A 20,274-nucleotide genomic window follows, 5' to 3' on the forward strand; every position below is an offset into this window, starting at 1 on the left:
ACGCAACTTTCGGCGTGGCTCGTAATCTATATTGCTTATGTGAATTCTCGTCGAATTCGTTCAGCGCTTAATTTACATGTCACATGCTTAAAACAACTAATTTTGCTCATTATACATGGTAATTACTCCCGATTTTCTTTGTACTAATTCGGTGTCGCCGCGCGATGATCATTTCGTATTACTGATGATATCTCGGCGACAATATTCTGATCCCTCCGGGTGAGATTCCGACGCATATCGGCAATTCCGCCTTCGGCCTGCGACATAATCGCACGATGGCGCAACGATTCGATTCCTTCCGAATCGGCCGCTCTCAGCAATCGGGCAATATCGGACGGAGACGTCCCGCCGCCGTTGAGGAAATAGGATTGTCGGTCAACCGAACGGAAGAAGCCCTCGACCTTCTTGTCCCAGCCAAGACCGACATGTGGAATCCCGAGGGAATAGGCTGCGATACAGGCATGCAGCCTGTGGGCAAGGATGACGTCGGTCGACAGAAGTATCCGAATCAGCTCTTCCGGCAAACATGGACGCGGGGCAAGTTGGAGTGCACCGGTTGCAGCAAGTCGGTGCATCGAAGCTTCGTCCCGTATCCGCTGAGCAAAGATCTGGTCCTCGCTGGCGCCGTTGCAAAAGAGACGGACGTGGTATCCATCCTGGACCAGCAGTCGAATCAGATCGCGATATTCCGCGATGTCCCTCAACGGGATGGCCGAGGCTTTCTGGCTCGCATGCCGTTGCAGAATGACAGGCTCCGTCACGCATAGGCCGACTATCGGCTGATGTCTCGATGACGCCGAACTCTGGGCATCGCTGACAAGCGCTCGGGTCAGCAGTCCCGGGTCGTGAACGATCTTTGCTTCCGGCCCCTCAGGAAAATGTCGACGCCAACTGTCTTGGGCGAAGCTGTCACGCACGGAGAGATGGACGAGATTGGTTCGCTTCAGCCGGCCAAAAAGGCGCGACGCCGGCGCAGACCAATGCCCGCTGACGCCGACAGCATAGATCGCCAGTGGGCGATTGTGGCGCCGGACACAATCAAGCACAGTGCCAACTTTCAATGGAAAATTCAGATCGTCATCCTGAAAGAGATTGCCGCCGCCAATCACCACTGCATCCGCTGCGGCGATCTTGGCATCCCATTTGCCGCGCAATTTCCTCAGCGTGCGCCCCAGGACATAGCCCACCGCCCAACGCCGCGCAAAACCGGGCAGACGATGCAACACCTTCAACGCCTGCTGGCGCCGACCGCTTCCGCCCATGCCGAACCCTTCCCGTCCGGCGAGATCGATCGTCTCCACCTCGATGTGGCCGGCACCCCTGATCAGACCGGCCTCGATGCATTGCGCCAGGAGACCATCTCCGAGATTTTCGCTGTATTTGACATTGAATACGACAATCTTCACTGCAATCTCCCCACAACACCAATCTGTTGCATGCGCGCCGCCGGCGCGTTGCTCACGCGAACCAGAGATGGGACGGTGAGGGCGGAGACGCTGCCTGCGAGAATGTAGAACATCAACCCGAGGTCATAGACCGTGCCCGAAGTGGCGGCCGACACCAGCACGGTGATGAACCCGGCCTTGGCGGCGCGCGCGACGGCCGCTGCCTCCCGTAACGGCAGATTCCCAGGTCGCGTATCGGCTTTCAGGATCAGCATCACGAAGATCCCAAAGATCAGTGCGCCGATGATGCCGAGATTAGACAACAGCACGAGGCCGAAACTCGAGGCGCGCGCGCTGCCCAATCCAGCGCCGAAGCCACGTGTGTCGACAAATGTCTGGTAGGCCATGGCATTCCACATGAAGCGTTCGCGCCCGGACTGGCTGTCTGCCTTCGAGAACAACATCTCGTCGAGGAAGTCGTTTAAGCCGTTGGCAAGATCCGGCATGGCGATCAGGACGAAAAGGATGACAAGCGGCATCGCGGCCATGATGGCGACGATCATGACAGGGCGTCCGGCACCGGGTTCGTGGCGCGAAGCCAGAAAGGATTGCAGGCAAAGAACCGGCAAGACCGCGCCAAGACCGACGAGGGCCGTCGCCGACGTCGAGAGGATCAGCGCCACCAGAAGCAGGGCGGCTATGATACCGGTGGCGCGGGACCGAATGCCGCTGAGCCATAGGCTGGCGATCATCGCAAAGAGCACAAGCGTGAAGTCGGCAAAGGCCGACGCTTCGGGAAATGTCCCGGAGATCCGCTTCAACCCACCTTTCTCGGCATTGGTCAGCAGCGCGTAGTTGGCGGTTCGCACGAAACCGAGAAGGAATTCCGTGTGGCTGAAATAGGTAATGATATCGGCGAGCGCAAAGCCGAGATTGACACTGGCGACCACCAGCATGCCGTTGATCAAATTGGTGGGCGTGCCGCCTTTCCGAATGAAGGCGAACGTGGCGGCAAAGCAGACGAGGCCGCCAACCGCATAGACGGACTGGGTGATATTGTTGGACGAGAACTTTAACGGCACCAGCGAAATGAAGTTACGTCCGCCCACTGACCGCTCGACGGTCATCGTCTCTGTCATGCCCTGAAACAGACGCGGGAAAAAGACCGCCGTCGTCAGGCCGAAGACGGTCAGCACCAGAAGGCAGAAACCGGGGCGCGGTGGCGCTAAGGCTGCAAAGAGCGGCCCCTCGCCGTAGGCCAGGAACAATCGCATGCCAAAGAACAGCAGAAAGAGGCTCGGGACCAATACCGATGCACCGCCGAGGCCAGGCACGCTGAAGGCAGCAGCCGCACCGAACACCGTGCAAAGGATCATGACGGTAAACGACCACCGAACGGGCGCGGCCAGCATGGCCATGCCGACGATAAACGTTACTAATCCCATGATATTCATATGCCGTCCGCTCCGAAATATCGTCTATTTCACCGCGGCAAAAACTATCATGGCGTTGGTTGGCTTGTATTTCCGCCATGCCTAAGCCCTTTGGGGTACTGCATAAACCGAAATGGGTTCTGTACCGAACAGATGCCGTTGCGTTAGCGTAAGAGCATGGAAAACGCCTCGTTCAAACATATACGACCATGGTCGATCGGCCGCCGCGGATTTCTCGGCGCTGGCCTTGGCGCGACGCTTGCGTTGCTTGGCAGCGGCCTGACCGCGCAAGCCGGCGACACGGGAGACGCGCTCGACACCAGCAAGATGACCCTGACTTTCGAGGATAATTTCGACAGTCTCAGCGTCTCCCCCTGGGGGCCAGGCACCCGCTGGATCGCGCATACACCCTGGAACGGCGATTTCGGCGGCGCGCGCTTTACCGACCCCAAGGGCGATTTCCCCTTCAAGACGGAAGACGGTATGCTGCGCATCACCGCGGCGCGTGACGGCAAGGGCGTATGGCGCTCCGGCCTGCTCGCCTCGGTCGATTCGAAGGGCAACGGCTTTTCGCAGGAATACGGCTATTTCGAAATGCGCGCCCGGCTGCCGGACGGTCCCGGCGTCTGGCCGGCCTTCTGGCTGATCGGCAAGGACCGCTCGAAATCCACCGCCGAAATCGATGTCGTGGAATATTACGGCGACAAGCCGGGCGGCTATTCCGCCACCGTGCATGTCTGGCACCGCGGCGGCAAACATGATTCCGATTTTTCCCGCATCAACGTTTTCGGCAATGCAAGCCCAACGGATCTTCATACCTACGGCGTAAAGATCGATTCCGACTTCATCCGCATGTATTTCGACGGCAAGTTCGTCTGGAAAACCAAAGTCCTGCCGGAACATCGCCAGCCGATGTATATTCTTTTGAATCTGGGTATCGTCGACAGCATCACCAAAATGGTGGCCTCGGATCCGTCCTTCATGTTTGTCGATTATGTCAGGGCCTATCAGTTCAAATAGGCGCCTGGCTTTGATGCCTTCTCCCTGCGGCAACACCCGATAGCCTGCACTCCTTCACCAGGCGCAGAAACCGCAACCTTCTCCCTCCCGGGAGGGGTATTTTTCGCGCGTGATGCGCTCGATCTCCGTCACCCGTAATGCTTTTGGCCAGCCCGCGGCTACGTCGACGGTCTTTTCCGACAAAATGTCTACGTCGGCTAAGGCTTAAGACTTTCGTTGAGGACGTCAGTCATCCCAATGATCAACTGGTGATTTTCCGACAGCGTGAAATTCTGCGGGCGACAACGAGGCACGCAAATCGTGCCGTCAAAGGCAGCAAACGCAGCCCGGAGCACAGCGATGATCGATTTCGATTCAGAAGAGAAAACCAATTTTGCCGCAACCATGCATTACGACCGAGACCGCAGCCTTCACGACATGGTGCGTGAACAGGCCCAAGCCGTTCCGCATGCGACGGCTGTCGTTTTCGGCGATACCGCCCTCAGCTACCGCGATCTCGATCGGGTCTCGGACGCGTTGGCCGCCTATCTCGTAAAGCTCGGCATCCGCAAGGCCGATATCGTCGGCCTGTTCCTGCCGCGCAGCCTCAACGCCATCGTCTGCAAGCTGGCGATTCTCAAGGCCGGCGGCGCCTATCTCCCCCTCGATCCTGCCTTTCCGATCGAGCATCTCGATTATGTCATCGGCGAATGCGAGCCGAAGGTGATCTTCGTCGACTCAGCCTATGGCGACAAAATTAGCTCGGTTCCCAGCATGCGCGGCAGGGTCATCGAGGCCGGCGCGATCATTGCGGAAATGACAATCCGCCCGCCTCAGCCAAGGCCTTCCGTCAAAATCGGCGGCGAGGATCTCGCCTATGTCATGTACACCTCCGGTTCGACCGGCCGGCCGAAAGGCACGGCGATTGCGCATCGCAGCATCGCCCGGGTCGTGCTGGATCAGACCTATGTCGACTTTCAGCCGGACGATGTGGTCCTCCACACCGCAACCATCGCCTTCGATGCGGCAACCCTCGAGATCTGGGGAGCATTGCTCAACGGCAGCAAGCTTGTCGGCATGCCGGACACCAGCTTCTCCGTCGCTCGGCTCAGCAACCTAATACGCGAAACCGGCGTCAGCGTCATGTTCCTGACGACGGGGCTATTCAACCTGTTCGCCGACCACGCGGACGTCGATTTGCCGAAGCTTCGGCACGTCTTGTTCGGCGGCGATGTCGGATCGGCGGTCCATGCGCGGCGGTTTCTCAACCGTCATCCCGGCTGCAAACTCACGAACGCCTACGGCCCGACCGAAACGACTGTTTTTGCAACAGCCTTCGAAGTGCCTCCGAACTTTTCCGGGCAGGAGCTGCCGATCGGCAAGGTGATCGCACATACAGGCATCGCGATTCTCGACGAGGAGTTGCGGGAAGTTCCGCATGGGGCCGAGGGACAGTTGGCGATATCGGGCGACGGGCTTGCGATCGGCTATTTCAAACGTCCGGAACTAACCGCGGAAAAGTTCGTGACAGTCAGCACGAACGGCGGACAAAAGCGATACTATCTGACCGGCGATCTCGCCATTCTGCAAACGGACGGCACAGTCGCCTTCAAGGGACGCCGCGACCGGCAGATCAAGATCAACGGCAAGCGTATCGAGCTCGATGAAATCGAGGCAACGCTGAGACGCGATCCGCGCCTTGCCGACGGTATCGTCCTCTGTCACGTCCAAAGTCCGACGCTCAAGCGCATTGTCGCCTACCTATGCCCCCGGCAGGGGATCGCGGGCGCAGGTCCCGATTTCGTGCCGAGCGTCATGGCGGCACTGCGCGCGGCACTTCCGGCCTACATGATCCCGAGTGCCGCCGTAGTGATCGATGCATTCCCGTTGACACCAGCCGGTAAGGTCGATCGCTCCAAGCTTCTACCGCCACCGGTGGGGCCTATCGAGATTGCGCCTGACGCTGTCGCCAAGAGCCAGACGGAGGCACTTCTGGCATCGCTCTGGCAGGACGCGCTGGGCGCCGAAAAAATCGATCTCGACAGAAACTTCTTCGACCTCGGCGGAACATCCCTTCAGCTCATGCAGATACACGCCGGCCTTGAGGCCGAGCTCGAACGTTCCGTCGACGTAGTCGCCCTGTTCAAGCATCCGACGATCCGTGAATTGGCCCGCTATGTCGACGGCAAGGCTTCGGGTTCGGCGCGGGCGATCGCCGCGGCCCAGCGTGCATCCCTTCAAAGAAAGACCATGTCCCAATTCCGCAGGAGTTCTTCATGACGAAAAATCATGACACCAGTCATGCCAATGGCGATCAAAGTGATTTCGACGACAATCAGGATTGGGACAATCAGGATTCAGGCGGTGTCGCTATCATTGGCATGTCCGGTCGCTTTCCCGGGGCTCCTTCGGTAGATGCGCTTTGGCAACTCATCTGCGAGGGGCGGGATGCCTTTTCGCAATTTTCGCCGGAAGAACTCGAAGACGCCTTTACCGACGAAGAGCGCGCGCAACCGAATTTTGTTCCGGCCCGACCGCATCTTAGTGACGTGGAGATGTTTGATGCCGATTTCTTCGGCATGTATCCGCGCGAAGCGGCGCTGACAGACCCGCAGCATCGGGTCTTCCTGGAAATCTGCTGGGAAGCGCTCGAAAACGGCGGTTACGATCCGCAGCGCTATCCGGGGATGATCGGTGTCTTCGCCGGCTCCTCCATGCCGACCTATCTGATCAACAACGTTCTGGGCGACCGCGCCAAGGCGGAAGAATTCACGTCCAACTATCAGATCGGCTGTTTCCAACAGCTTGTCGGCGCACTGAACGACACGCTTGCGACACGCGTCGCCTATAAATTCAATCTGCGTGGTCCCGCCTTTACGGTGCAATCGGCCTGCTCGACCTCGCTGCTGGCTGTATCGCAGGCCTGCCAGAATTTGCTCACCTACAACTGCGACATGGCGCTTGCCGGCGGTGTTTCGATCACCATTCCGCAAAAGCGCGGCTATATCTACCAGGAGGGCGGCATGGCCTCGCCGGACGGCACTTGCCGTCCTTTCGATGCAAACGCCGCCGGAACAGTTTTCGCCAGCGGTGCAGGCGTCGTCCTTCTCAAGCGCCAGGAAGACGCGCTTCGGGATGGCGACCATATCTATGCGATTATCCGCGGCTATGGCGTCAACAATGACGGCTCCGACAAAATAGGCTTCGTCGCACCGAGTGTCGAAGGCCAGGCCGAAGCGATTTCCGCAGCATTCGCGAATGCCGCCGTCTCACCCTCGACGATTGGCTATGTCGAATGCCACGGCACCGCAACGCCACTCGGCGACCCCATCGAATTCAGCGGCTTGAAGGGCGCTTTTTCAGAAGATCCGCCGCCGCCGGCCAGTTGTGCCCTGGGATCGGTGAAAGGCAATATCGGCCATACAGATGCGGCCGCAGGCGTCACCGGCCTGATCAAGACCGCGCTGGCGCTGGGCAAGGCGAAGATCCCGCCGATGGCCAACTATCAAAAGCCGAATCCGCGCATCGATCTTGATCGCAGCCCCTTTTACATTCCGACCGAACTGATCGACTGGCCGGAAACGGCGGGGCCGCGCCGTGCGGGCGTTAGCGCATTCGGTGTCGGCGGCACGAACATTCATGTCATCGTCGAAGAACCGCCGGTTCGTCACGACGAACCTGTCGATGAGCATGAAGGGCCGCATATTCTGCCGCTTTCGGCACCCAATCCGGCCGTCCTGTCGGCAATGCGCACCAATCTCGCCGACCACCTCGCCAAGAATCCCGGGCTGCCTTTGGCACAACTGGCTCATACGCTGCAGGCTGGCCGGCGGGAGTTCAATCACCGTCTCGCCATCGCCGCCAGCACCACGGAGGAAGCGATCGATCGTCTGGCGGCGGAGCGCTACCAGCCGCTCATTGCCGCGGATGAGCCGCCGGTGGCCTTCATGTTTCCGGGGCAGGGCGCTCAATATGTCGGCATGGGCGCCGGCCTTTACAGCTCGGAGCCGGAATTCGCCCGTTGGATCGACCGCGGCGCCGAACTGCTGAAGATGACGCTCGGCGTTGATCTGCGCGATTATATCTGCCACACCGGCCCTGTGACGCAGTCCATGGCCGACGAGCAGCGTGAAACGCGCATCGCCCAACCCTGCCTCTATCTGGTCGAATATGCGCTGGCGCGGCTGTGGTTGAGCCGCGGCGTCAAGCCCTACGCGATGATCGGCCACAGCGTCGGCGAATTCGTTGCGGCAACGCTTGCCAACGTCATTTCCTTCGAGGACGGTTTGCGGCTGGTCGCCAACCGCGGACGGCTGATGCAGAACCAGCCGCACGGCGCGATGGTGTCCGTGCGGGCTGACGCCGAAACCGTCTCGATGCACCTGCGCGGCAATGTCGAAATCGCTGCGATCAATGCGCCGAAACTCTGCGTCGTCTCGGGGCCGTTCAATGATATCGACACGGTTTGCGCCGGGCTCGAATCCGCCGGCATCGCCTTCAGCCGGCTGCATACTTCGCATGCCTTTCACTCGGCAATGATGGATGATGCCGCCATTGCCCTGCGCGAAGAGACGGCGAAAGCCACCTACGGCAATGCCACCATGCCCTATATCTCCTGTGTCACAGGCGACTGGCAGACCGGTGAACGGGGAACCTCGCCGGACTATTGGGCAACACATTGCCGCGACGCCGTTCACTTCGCCGACGGGCTCGTGACGCTCTGCCGCGGCCGAAAACCGGTGCTTCTCGAAGTTGGCCCCGGCCGAACGCTCTCGGTCTTTGCCGCGCAGACGATCGGCCGTGACGATCTTGCCGCCATCGTGCAGTCCTTGCCCGAGCATGACCGTGCCTTTGCCGCCTCCGAAACACTGGCGGAAGCACACGGCAAACTTTGGATGGCCGGTTACGCGCTGGAATGGCCTTCTCTGCCCGCCAGTGCCCAGCAGCGCCTGGCCCTGCCAACCTATCCGTTCCAACGCCAGCGCCATTGGATCGATGCACCACAATCTGCACGCCGCGCGTCGAGCCAACCGGCTCTGCCCGCTCAAGACCCTGCGCCCGCTGCCTCCTTGGCAGCCGATGTCAACCTTGTCGATGAGAACAAAGCCATGAACGTCGTAACACCACTCTCCCTTTCCAATCGCGTCCTCACTCTTGAAACCTCCCTGTTGACCTTGCTTAGCGAGATGTCGGGGGAGACGCTGGGAACCAGCGAACGGGCTGTGACTTTCCTCGAACTCGGCTTCGACTCGCTGTTCGTCGGGCAGTTCGCACAGCGCATCGAGAAGGAATACAAGGTCAAACTTTCCTTCCGTGAACTGCTCAGTAACATTCCTTCTGTCGCCGATCTGGCACTTCATCTCGACCAGCAGATGCCGCCGGACGCCGTGAAAGTGGCCGAGCCGACGCCGGTTGTCGCTGCTGCCGCGCCGGTTGCTGCGACACCGTTACCGGTCGCAATGCCGGCGGCGCTTCCGATCGCGATGCCGATGGTGTCCAGCTCTTCGCCCGATTTGGCAGCCCTGCTGCAATCACAGATCCAGCTGGCACAGTCGCTATTTGCCCAGCAGTTGCTGATCCTGCAAGGCAGCACCGCGATCGCCCCGGTCGCCGCACCGATACCAGCCGCAGCGCCGGTATCGGCGGCCGTAACCGCTCCCGCGCCTGCCGCTGCAGCTGCCGCCAAGCCCACAACGGATGCGCCGGAAACCGAATTCGGCACGGAACGCATCAAGCTCTACCGCCCGGGCGCAAAGAGCCTCGCGCCGGAAATATCCAACGCCAAACGGGCCTTCATCGCCGACCTGACCGCCGCCTATGAAACGAAGAATGCCAAGTCCAAGGCCTTCACCAAGGCCAATCGTCATTGGCTTGCCGACCCGCGCACGGCTTCCGGCTTCCGCGCGGATTGGAAGGAAATGGTCTTCCCGATCGTCTGTGACCATTCCAAAGGCGCGCATATCTGGGACGTCGATGGCAACAAATACGTCGATCTCGTCAACGGCTTCGGTCAGACCGCCTTCGGCCATGCCCCGGATTTCGTCATCGACGCCGTCAAGGCCCAGGCCGACATTGGCTTTGCGATCGGCCCGCAGACGCCGCTCGCCGGTGACGTCGCCGAGATGATCGCCGAGGTGACCGGCCATGAGCGTGTCACCTTCTGCAATACCGGCTCGGAAGCCGTCATGGCCGCCATGCGTCTCGCCCGCGCCGTCACCGGCCGCGACCGTATCGTGGTCTTCGCCAACGACTATCACGGCCAATTCGATGAAGTGCTGGTCAAGGGCCGCAACCGGGCGGACAAGCCGATCGCCTTGCCGATCGCGTCCGGCATCCCGCTGGCTTCCGTGTCCAATATGACCGTGCTGCGCTACGGCGCTCCGGAAAGCCTGGATTTCATCCGCGCCAATGCTGAGGACATTGCCGCCGTCATCATAGAGCCGATCCAGAGCCGCCATCCGGAATTGCAACCGATCGAATTCGTTCGTGAGCTGCGCGATGTCGCCACCAAGTCTGAATTCGCCCTGGTCTTCGATGAAGTCGTCACCGGCTTCCGCGTCGATCCCGGCGGCATGCAGGCGATCTGGGGCATCAAGGGCGATATGGCGACCTATGGCAAGGTTGTCGGCGGCGGTATGCCGATCGGAGTATTGGTTGGAAGCTCGCGTTTCATGGACGCCCTCGACGGCGGCCACTGGAACTACGGCGATGACTCCGTTCCCATGACCGCGCCGACTTTTTTTGCCGGCACATTCGTACGTCATCCGCTGGTGCTTGCCGCAGCGCATGCCGTTCTGCATCACATCAAGGGCGAGGGGGCGGCACTTTACGGCCGCGTCGCAGAACGAACCCAGGCGCTCGTCGCTGAAATCAAGGCGGATCTCGCAAGACGCGGCATTGCCGATGTCGTCCATGGCTACAAAAGCTGGTTCGCCACCGACTTCAGCAGCCAGGATTCACTCGGCGCATTGTTCTACGCGCAGATGCGCCTGAACGGCGTTCACATCCAGGACGGCTATCCCTGCTTCCTGACCACAGCCCATAGCGAAGAGGATTTCCAGACGATCGCCAAAGCCTTCCGCGACAGTCTGGATGCCCTGCAGTCGGCGGGTATCCTGGCGCCCGCCGAAGATAGGCCAACCCCGTCATCTGAGACGAAAACACCGGCGGTGGCGCGCGCTTCGCGGCCGCAATCCGCACCGCTGACCGAGGCGCAGACGGAAATCTGGCTGGCAGCACAGGCCGGCGACGAAGCCTCGTGCTCCTTCAACGAGTCCTTTTCATTGAAACTCGAAGGCGCTTTCGATGAGAAAGCGTTCCGCAAAGCCCTTGATACGGTCGTTGCCCGCCACGACGCGTTCCACATCCGTTTTGACCGTAGCGGCGAGCGCTTCCAGTTCATTCCGGATTTCAAGCTCGACGCGCCTCTGGTCGATGGTGCCGATGAAGCGCTTCTGCAGCAGATCGTCGAAGACGAGGCGCTGACGCCCTTTGATCTCGTCAACGGTCCTCTGGCGCGTGCCAGCATCGTGAAGCTCGGTGCCGACAAGCACGTCTTCGTCTTCACCGGCCACCACATCGTCTGCGACGGCTGGTCGATCAACGTCTTCGTCGATGAGCTGTCGACCGCCTATGCCGCCTACCAGCAAGGTGACACACCGCAGTTCGAACCGGCTTTATCCTTCGCTACCTATTCGACCGACTTCGCGCCGAAGCCGGAGAAGTCCGGAGCAACGGAACAATTCTGGCTCGACCAGTTCAAGACGGTTCCCGATCTGCCGGAAATGCCGGTTGACCGGCCGCGTCCGGAATATCGCAGCTTTGCCGGCGGAACCTGCACCGGCTTCATCGGCGCGGATGTCTACAAAACGCTGAAGAAGGCGGGGGCGAAATCGGGCGCGACGCTGTTTTCCACCCTGCTTGCCGCGCTGCAGGTGACGATCTCGCGGCTTTCCGGCCAGGAGGACATCGTCATCGCCATTCCTTCGGCTGGGCAAAGCCTGATCGGTGACCAGATCCTTGTCGGCCACTGCGTCAATCTTCTGCCGCTGCGCCAGACGGTGACGCCAGCGGAATCCTTCGCCACTCATCTGAAGGCAACGCAGCAACTGGTCTTCCAGGCCTTTGAGCATCAGGATTACACCTACGGCACGCTGGTGCGTAAACTCGGCATCAAGCGCGACTCCCGACGCCTGCCGCTCACCGAGATCCAGTTCAACCTGGAGCGTATGGCCGGCGGCTCGGCTTTCGGCAACCTCAAGCCCACGATCGAGCCGAACGCCAAGGCCTTCTCCAACTTCGACATGTTCTTCAACATGATTGAGGCGCCGGATCACATTCGCATTGACGTCGATTTCAATGCCGACGTCTTCGACCGTGCCACCATCGAACGCTGGATCGGCCATTTCTCTACGCTGGCAGCAGCACTTGCGAAAGATATGGAGCGCAAGGTTTCCGAATTGCCGCTGATGACGGCGGATGAAAAATCCTGGCTTATCGATGATCTGAACCATACCGCCATGGACTACGATCACGACCAGTTCGTCTTCTCGCTCTTCGCAGACAGGGCAGCCGAACATCCGGAGGCTATTGCCGCCGAACATGACGGCCGTACGATTACCTACGGTGACCTGGAAACCCGGTCCAACCAGCTCGCCCTCTATCTGCTGAAGGAGATCCCCGAACCCGGTCAGCGCATTGCACTTCTGGTCGAGCGCTCGCTCGAAATGATCGTCGCTCTCATTGCGGTCATGAAGGCCGGGCACACCTATGTGCCCATGGACCCGGCCCATCCTGAGCCGCGGTTGCGCCAGACACTGGATATCGCCCGTGTCGGCGGCCTGATTTGCGACAGCGATGAGATGGCGCGGCTTGCAGCCTCCGGCACACCCGTCATCCGCATCGACAGGGATGCAGACGCGATCGGCTCGATGAATGGGGCGACCCTGAAGAATCTGCCCATCGATACAACGGCGCCAGCCTATATCATCTTTACATCGGGCTCCACCGGCATGCCGAAGGGCGTCGAAGTGTCCCACCGGGCGCTGACCAACTTCCTCCTCTCGATGGCGAAGGAACCCGGCTTCACTGCCAAGGACACGCTGATTGCGGTAACGACGATCTCCTTCGATATTGCCGGGTTGGAAATGTATCTGCCGTTGATATCGGGAGGAAAAGTCGTCATCGCCAGCCGCACGCAGGTCCAGGACGGCTTCGCGTTGGTAAAACTGGTCAACGACCACAATGCCACGGTGCTGCAGGCAACCCCCACACTTTGGCAGATGTTGACCGAGGCCGGCCTTAAGGAACGATCGAACCTGAAAATGCTCTGCGGCGGGGAACCGCTGCCGAAAGAGTTGGCCAAATCGCTGCTGACGATCGGCGCCGAGCTCTGGAACATGTACGGCCCGACGGAAACGACGATTTGGTCGTCGGTGCAGCGGATCACCGATGCGGATCAGCCGATCACCATCGGCCACCCGATTGCCAACACGCAGCTCTATATCCTCGACCAGAACAATCGCATCGCACCGATCGGCGTCACCGGTGAGCTGCACATTGGCGGCGACGGCCTGGCGAACGGCTACTTCGACCGGCTTGACCTGACCGAAAAAGCCTTCGTGCCGTTCTGCTTCGCCGTCGGCAAGCCGAAGCGGCTCTACAAGACCGGCGATGTCGGAAGGCGCCTTGCCGATGGCTCACTGCAATTGCTCGGCCGGCGCGACCAGCAGATCAAGCTTCGCGGTTTCCGCATCGAGCTCGGCGATATCGAAGCCGTCGTCTCCAAAGCGGAAGGCGTTCGCCAATGCGCGGTCGTCGCGGCGGAAAACCAGAAGGGTGATCGCTCTCTCGTCTGCTACGTCATACCCACCGTCAGTGGCACCGAGCTTTCGCCCGCCGATCTTGCGGCCCATGCCAAAGCCAATCTACCCGGCCATATGGTGCCGAGCTTCTGGGTGACGGAAAGCGAGCTGCCACAGACCGCCAATGGCAAACTTGACCGCAAGACCCTGCAGATGCGCGGTGTGCCACAGCGCGAGGCTGTAGCCATCAAGGTCCAACCGAAAACGGAGACGGAGCGGCGGCTGCTGACGATCTGGCAGGAAGTCCTGAACCTCGGCGACATCAGTGTCGACGACAATCTCTACGCGCTGGGCGCCGACTCGCTGACGATCTTCCGCATCGCCGCCCGCATGCTCGACACCGGTCTGCCGCTGGAGGCGAAGCATCTGCTGCGTCATCCTTCGGTGGCCGAGCTGGCGGCGTTCGCCGACAGCCAGGGAGAGATCACAGCCGATCCGGTTCAATTCCATGTTCCATCATTGAGAGACTTCCGTAACGGCGCACGCCGCGGATTGGAGAGGGCAGTATGAGTACGGTTGAAAATAGCCCGGTAGGCCAGGTTGCCGATCTGGAGATCATCGGCGAGTTTCCCTGCACGCAGACACAATTGCGCTGCTGGATCCTCGACCAGTTGCTTCCCGGCAATCCAGCGCTCAATGTTGCGGTTCGCTGGGAAATTCGCGGCGCCTTCAAAGCCTCCACCATCGAGGCGGCCTTTCGCAAGGTGATCCAGCGCCACGAAATCCTCAGGACGCGGTTCATCGAAAGGGAAGGCCAGCCCTTTCAGCAGGCGGTCGACAGGATCGATTTCAAGATGTCGGTGATCGATCTGCGCAGCATGCCGTCCGATCAGCGCCAGGCGAGGATCCTGTCGATCGGCGAGGAGACGGCGCAGGCTCCCTTCGACCTCAGCAAGCCCGGGCTCTTTCGCGTCTCGCTGCTGATGGCCGAAAATGACCGCGGGGTTCTCCTCATCACCGCCCATCAGAGCTGCTTCGACGGTTGGTCTATCCGCGTGCTCGGACGGGAAGTGGGGGAAATTGCTGCCGCCATCGATGCCGGCCGGCAGCCGACGCTGCCGGAATTGCCGCTGCAATATGGCGATTATGCCCTCTGGCAGCAGGAATACCTGCAGAGCTACGGTTTCGAGACGGAAAAGACCTTCTGGCGAGAAAAACTTGGAGGCGCGCCTTACTTCGAAGTTACGCCGGACCATCCGCGCGGCCGCGTGAAGACCAATCACGGCAACATTCTCTCCATCGCGCAGCCTATCGCCTTCAGCGAGCGCATGGATGCCGCCGCACGCGCTCATCGCGTCTCGCAATATAGCTATGGCGCTGCCATCATCAGCGCCATGCTGTATCGGCTGACGCATGCCTCGACCGTGATGTTCGGTTCGCAGGTCGCGGGCCGTGAACATAGCGATCTCGAAGACCTAATCGGCGTTTTCATCAACAACCTCGTGCTGCGCGTCGATTTCTCGTCCGACATTTCGTTCGCGCAGCATATTCATTCGGTCAGCGAGACGGTGGAGGGGGCGCTGAACCATCAGCGTATGCCGTTCAACAAGCTGGTGGAGCTGATCAACCCGGTCCGCGATCCCTCGCGCAATCCGCTGATCTCCGTGAACTTCAACCTGCAAAAGGCGTTCCTGGAGGATCACCGCTACGGCGGCTTCGAACTGATCAGCTCACCGTCGCAATCGCCTGGTGTCATTTACGATCTGAGCTTCATCATGATCGGCCGACCGACGGGCTGGCGCATGTCGATCGAATACAATGCCGACCTCTTCGAGGCGAGCACGATCGAAAGCCTGCTGCAGCTCTGGCAGAAGGCCTATGAGATCGCCCTCGACCATCCCGAGGCATCGCTCTCTTCGCTGACCGTGCCCGAACGGCATGCGATCGCTGACGCCAAGAGCACACCATCGGCCGAGCTTCCTGCCGGTGATGCCTTGGCCGATACGCCGGCGGCGAAGAAGACGGCGGCGCTTGCTGCCCTTTGGCAGGACATCCTGCAAGTTCCGCAGGTGCGGCCGAAGGACGACTTCTTCGCGCTCGGCGGTCACTCGTTGCTGGCGTTGCGGCTGCTGTCGGCGGTGCGGGATAAATTCAACGTCAAGCCGACGCTCGAGCTTCTCTTCAAGGAACCGACGCTCGAAGGCTTTGCCGCCGCGATCTTCGATACGCCGAAGACGCAGGCGTCCGCGACCCAGTTCGTCAACCCTTGGGAGTTGGTCACCTGCAAACGCGGCACAGGGCCAGCCACGGTTTATACGCTCAACCATCCCTTCCTGTATTATCGCCTGGCAAACGAATTGCCGGATACGATATCGGTTCAAAACGTCAACATGTTCAATCCTGATCTCAGAAAGGGTCTGGCTGATCTGCGCCTCGAAGACATCGCCCGCTATGCGGTCGACGCCATGCAGGTCGACGTTGACGCCGGACCCATTGCCCTCGTCGGGCTCTGCGTCAACGGCACGCTGGCCATGGAGGTGACCCGGCAGTTGCGGGAGAAGGGGGCTGATGTCAGCTTCACCGCCATCATCGACACATGGGCGCCAGGCTACTTCAAGTCTCTGCCGAAACGGGAGCAGAAGCGATGGAACAGGGAGCGGCGCGTCAAGCGTCTCGCCTATTTCACTAAAAAGGTACTGTCGGGCCGGACGCCGCTGATCGTTTATCTGAAGGAGTTCAATTTCTCGCTTGCGCTTCTGAACATGTTCGGCGTCAAAGGCGGGCAATATTCACCTGAGGAAGAGGCCAACGCTGCGGTGACGGATCTGCTGGTGGCGGCTGCGCGCAGCTACAAGCCAGCGCAGAACAAGGACCCTTCGGTGATCCTGCTGCGCAGCCAGGCCAATCATCCCCGCGCTCGCAAACTCCTGTTCGGCTGGGGCGATGCAGTGGCGGCAGATACCACCGTTATCGATATCGATGGCTGGCATGAGGACTCGGTGACCGAACTGGCATCGGTCGTCTCGAGGAAGTTCGGCGACGCTTAGGCGCCGCCGCTTCAACCGGAATCCGGCGAAACCGCACAGGAAACGCGACTATGGATATGACCAAGCCTTTGAGGATCGGTGTTCTTGTCGGGCACAAGGACGGGTTCGAGAACTGGGAGCTGATGGTCTTCGACCGGATCCTGGCCGATCCGCGATTTGAGCTCGTTACCCTGCTCGTTCACCCGCATCCTTTCGGCGATCGGATTTCCTCGTCGCTATTTGGGCTGGTGGCGCGACTGGAGGCCAAGTTCCTTGCCCGGCAGCCTGCCTATACCCCGAAGCGTTTCGACGCCGGCCGGCAGCGTATAGATTACATCGAAGCTATCAGCGATCGCAACACCACCGATGGCAGCGTCGCACGCGCGTTGCTTAAGCGTCTCGATCTCGATCTGGTCATACGCACCACGCCGGAGGGTTTGCCCGACGATGCGATCCAGGCTCTGCCGTTCGGCGAATGGGCCTTCAATTTCTCCGACCAGCGATCGGAGCATGCCGATTGGTTCAGCTATGCCAACGTCATCGCCAAGGCACCGGTCACGGAGCTGATGCTCTATGCCAGGCGCGGCGGCGACGCCCCCGCGGGCCAGATCGCTACTTCCTCGTTCAACATCAAGTTCAGCGCGGCGCGTAATACCGCCTTCGTGCGGGAGCGTGGCGTCACGCTTCTGATGCGCGAACTCGCGCGTTTGGCCGATACGCGCCAGCTAGACCCAACAGCGGCGCGCCTGCCGGCAATATCCGCCCCATCGTTCGGCGATCTCTTCCGCTATACCGGCGCGTTGTCAGGTTATCTCTCAGAAAAATCGCTCAAAGCATTGAAAACAAAGCTGCATTTCGGGTCATCTATCTGGACGCTCTACACCGGTCGCGGCCGGATCGACGATTTCGATCCCAGCCAGGCGATCGAAATCCCGCCGACCAAAGGCGACATCAAAGCCGATCCTTTCCTCTTCCAGCACGATGGTGAGTGTTACCTGTTTTATGAAGCCTATGCCGATGGCGACCGAAAGGCACATATCGCCGTCGGTCGCTTCAATGGCGACAAGGTAGAGCGGATCGGCGTGGCGCTCGATTGCCCGCACCATCTCTCTTATCCATTCGTGTTCCGCGAAGGCGACGATATCTTCATGATGCCGGAGACGCATCAATCTCAACGTGTCGAGATCTGGCGCTGCACCGAATTCCCGCTGAAATGGGAGCTCTATTCCACCGCCCTCGAGGGCCAGTCGGCCGCCGACAGCATCCTGACGCGTCACGGCGGCAAATGGTGGCTCTTCACCAATCTTTCGGACTATCACGCCTACGAGGATCACTGCAGCGAGCTCTATATCTTCGAGGTTGATGGCCCCGAGCTGAAGCGCGTCGTGCCGCACAAGCGCAACCCCGTCGTCATCGGCAGCACCGTGGCGCGCAATGCCGGGCGCATCTTCGAGCGTGACGGCAGGATCTACAGGCCATCGCAGCGAAATGCCTATGGCATCTATGGCTACGGGCTGAATATCATGGAGATCGAGCAGCTCACGCTCGATGATTATCGCGAACGCTGTATCCGCACGATCACGCCGGACTTCAAGACCGGACTTCTTGGCTGCCATCATTTCGATGCAGCGGGCGGGCGCTATATTCTGGATGCGAGACTGACCATTTAGGCGCCTCCTCCTCATCGCTGCGATAGCGCAAGCCAACTGGATGGCCCTTTGTCAAAGCGACGACGGCGCCGGCGAACGTGATCGGCGTTTCGAGTTCCAGAACCCGCCAATTCGAAGGTGCGTCCGGATCACCATCCAGCCGCTCCAGTCTCGGTTCGTTTGCCCAATCGAAGGTCACGTCGAAACTGTCGAGTGGCAGTGATAGTCCCGCGCCATGCGCCTTGACGAAAGCCTCCTTGCGCGTCCAGCAGCGGTAGAAACCGTCGAGATAGGCCTCCGGCGGCAGTGCCTGCAGGGTCAGATATTCCCTTCGAGAAAAGAAACGGCCGGCGATATCTTCCTTGAGGAAACGGATTTCCTCAATATCGATACCGAGTTCGTAGTGGTCGGAAATAGCCAGCGCGGCAAGATCGGCACTGTGGCTGAGATTGAACTGGAAGGGAGTGCCGCCGGGAAGGGCGATGGAGGGCTTGCCGTAGTCGTTATAGATGAAGGAGAATATTTGCGGCGGCAGCCCGAGATAGCGCCCCAGGATGGACCGCAGCCGTCCTCTTCCGACAATGAACCGTTGTCCGTCGCGCTCACGGACGAAGCGCGCAGCTCTCGCTAGCTCTTCAGCGGATAAAAGCGCCGCGAATTCATCGACAGAAGGCGGCGGCGCATCCAAACTCCAGGTCCAGACGTCGATGACGTCAGGACCGATGATTTCGAAACTAGGTTGTTGCATAGGAGAGTTTGCCGCTGGCGGTCGGGCCTTGGCGAACCATGCGCCGCGCCAGATAGGCGACCAGCGCCGCCGGATAGTTCTCACCGAGGCTGATGCGGCAAGTACGCTTCAGGATATCCAAGGTTTGCGCGCACATGTCGGGCGTGTATTCGATCTTCCGATCTGTCCAGTTGTAGGGGTTCATCGCGGGGTGGCCGCTGCGCTGCTGCAGCACCGGTTGCCAGTTGGTGTAGACATGCCGACTGGAATCGTAGAGCCGGTAAACACCGCGCCTGTTCTCCTCGACAAACTGCCTGGCGTCGTCGGGCGTTTCGAAGATGACATGCAGACCGGCGGCATTGGCGGCATCATTATGCGGGCCGATGCGCATCCTGTCGCTCTTCGACAGGATCTCGGTCATTATGTCGTAGCGCTTGCGCATGCGGGCAATCATTGGATCGAGCCGCTTCAATTGCACGCTCAGCATGGCGCCCTGGATCTGGCTGGCCTTGAAATTCACGCCGAGCATCGGTGGCTCGTTGGCGTTGTCGAGATGGCCGCGAAACAGCGAACCGATGTCGTGATACATGCGCGCCCGGGCAAAAAGCTGCGGATCGTTGGTAACGACTGCGCCGCCTTCGCCAATGTTCATGTTCTTGAACTGGTTGAAGCTGTAGGCGCCGAGGTCGCCGATCGTGCCCGTGCGCTTAGTCTTGTAGCTGAGGCCGACGGCCTGGCAGGCATCCTCGATAACGATAAGATTGTGCTCGCGGGCAATGCGCATGATGCTGTCCATGTCGCACACCATGTTCGACATGTGCACAGGGATGATTGCTTTTGTCTGTGGTGTGATCTTCCTGACGATATCGGCAGGGTCCATCGTCAAAGTCTGGTCGATATCGACAAGAATCGGCACGGCACCGGCCGCCAACGGCGCTGCAGCGGTGGCGATCCAGGTATAGGCAGGCACCAATACTTCGTCGCCGGGGCCGATGCCGGCGGCGACCAGCGCCGAAATCAGCGCCCCAGTGCCGCTGCTCATCGTCAACGCATGCTGCACGCCGAACTTGGCGCAGAAATCCGCCTCGAACCGCAACAGGGGACCGCCGGTATCATCGCCATAGCGTGCCAATTTTCCTGAGGCAAACACCGGCGCAAGCGCCATCCATTCCCGCAATCCGACTTTAGCCATATCTTTCGCTCCCGATGAAAATCAGCGGCTCTCTTCTTGGAGACTAGCGCTCGTTCACGC

The 20,274-nt window shown here is 60.1% G+C and carries 9 protein-coding genes; 5 read left to right on the forward strand and 4 right to left on the reverse strand.

Annotated features, from left to right (window positions below):
* Nucleotides 1-143: 143 nt before the first annotated feature.
* Complete coding sequence (locus tag FHT86_RS21465; RefSeq protein WP_133709500.1) at nucleotides 144-1,406, reverse strand: polysaccharide pyruvyl transferase family protein; 1,263 nt, start codon at nucleotides 1,404-1,406, stop codon at nucleotides 144-146.
* Nucleotides 1,403-2,839, reverse strand: coding sequence for an O-antigen ligase family protein (locus FHT86_RS21470; protein WP_183868865.1), 1,437 nt, complete (start codon nucleotides 2,837-2,839; stop codon nucleotides 1,403-1,405). Before FHT86_RS21470 ends, FHT86_RS21465 begins: the two co-directional genes overlap by 4 nt.
* 156 nt (nucleotides 2,840-2,995) lie before the next feature.
* On the opposite strand from FHT86_RS21470, the gene FHT86_RS21475 reads away from it, so the two are divergent.
* The 5 genes from FHT86_RS21475 to FHT86_RS21495 all read left to right on the forward strand — a co-directional run bounded on the left by FHT86_RS21475 (nucleotide 2,996) and on the right by FHT86_RS21495 (nucleotide 18,316).
* Entirely contained in the window at nucleotides 2,996-3,838 is an 843-nt protein-coding gene (locus FHT86_RS21475) for a glycoside hydrolase family 16 protein (RefSeq protein ID WP_133709501.1), read from the forward strand.
* A gap of 339 nt (nucleotides 3,839-4,177) precedes the next feature.
* Nucleotides 4,178-6,097: a non-ribosomal peptide synthetase gene (locus FHT86_RS21480; RefSeq protein WP_133709502.1), complete on the forward strand. Its 1,920-nt coding sequence runs from the start codon at nucleotides 4,178-4,180 to the stop codon at nucleotides 6,095-6,097.
* Nucleotides 6,094-14,190, forward strand: a complete 8,097-nt coding sequence (locus FHT86_RS21485) for a non-ribosomal peptide synthetase/type I polyketide synthase (RefSeq protein ID WP_183868867.1) — start codon at nucleotides 6,094-6,096, stop codon at nucleotides 14,188-14,190. The genes FHT86_RS21480 and FHT86_RS21485 overlap by 4 nt, the downstream gene beginning before the upstream one ends.
* Entirely contained in the window at nucleotides 14,187-16,667 is a 2,481-nt protein-coding gene (locus FHT86_RS21490; RefSeq protein WP_133709504.1) for a condensation domain-containing protein, read from the forward strand. The genes FHT86_RS21485 and FHT86_RS21490 overlap by 4 nt, the downstream gene beginning before the upstream one ends.
* Nucleotides 16,668-16,717: 50 nt before the next feature.
* Nucleotides 16,718-18,316 (forward strand): hypothetical protein, encoded by a 1,599-nt coding sequence (locus FHT86_RS21495; RefSeq protein ID WP_133709505.1) that lies wholly within the window; start codon nucleotides 16,718-16,720, stop codon nucleotides 18,314-18,316.
* Here the strand turns inward: FHT86_RS21495 and FHT86_RS21500 are convergent.
* Both FHT86_RS21500 and FHT86_RS21505 read right to left on the reverse strand, forming a co-directional pair.
* Nucleotides 18,237-19,043, reverse strand: coding sequence for a 4'-phosphopantetheinyl transferase family protein (locus FHT86_RS21500; protein WP_133709506.1), 807 nt, complete (start codon nucleotides 19,041-19,043; stop codon nucleotides 18,237-18,239). The two genes, FHT86_RS21495 and FHT86_RS21500, sit on opposite strands and share 80 nt — an antisense overlap.
* Nucleotides 19,030-20,214: a DegT/DnrJ/EryC1/StrS aminotransferase family protein gene (locus FHT86_RS21505; protein ID WP_133709507.1), complete on the reverse strand. Its 1,185-nt coding sequence runs from the start codon at nucleotides 20,212-20,214 to the stop codon at nucleotides 19,030-19,032. The genes FHT86_RS21500 and FHT86_RS21505 overlap by 14 nt, the downstream gene beginning before the upstream one ends.
* Nucleotides 20,215-20,274: the final 60 nt, after the last annotated feature.

It is taken from the genome of Rhizobium sp. BK313 (genome assembly GCF_014193655.1).
Classification (GTDB): Bacteria; Pseudomonadota; Alphaproteobacteria; order Rhizobiales; family Rhizobiaceae; genus Rhizobium.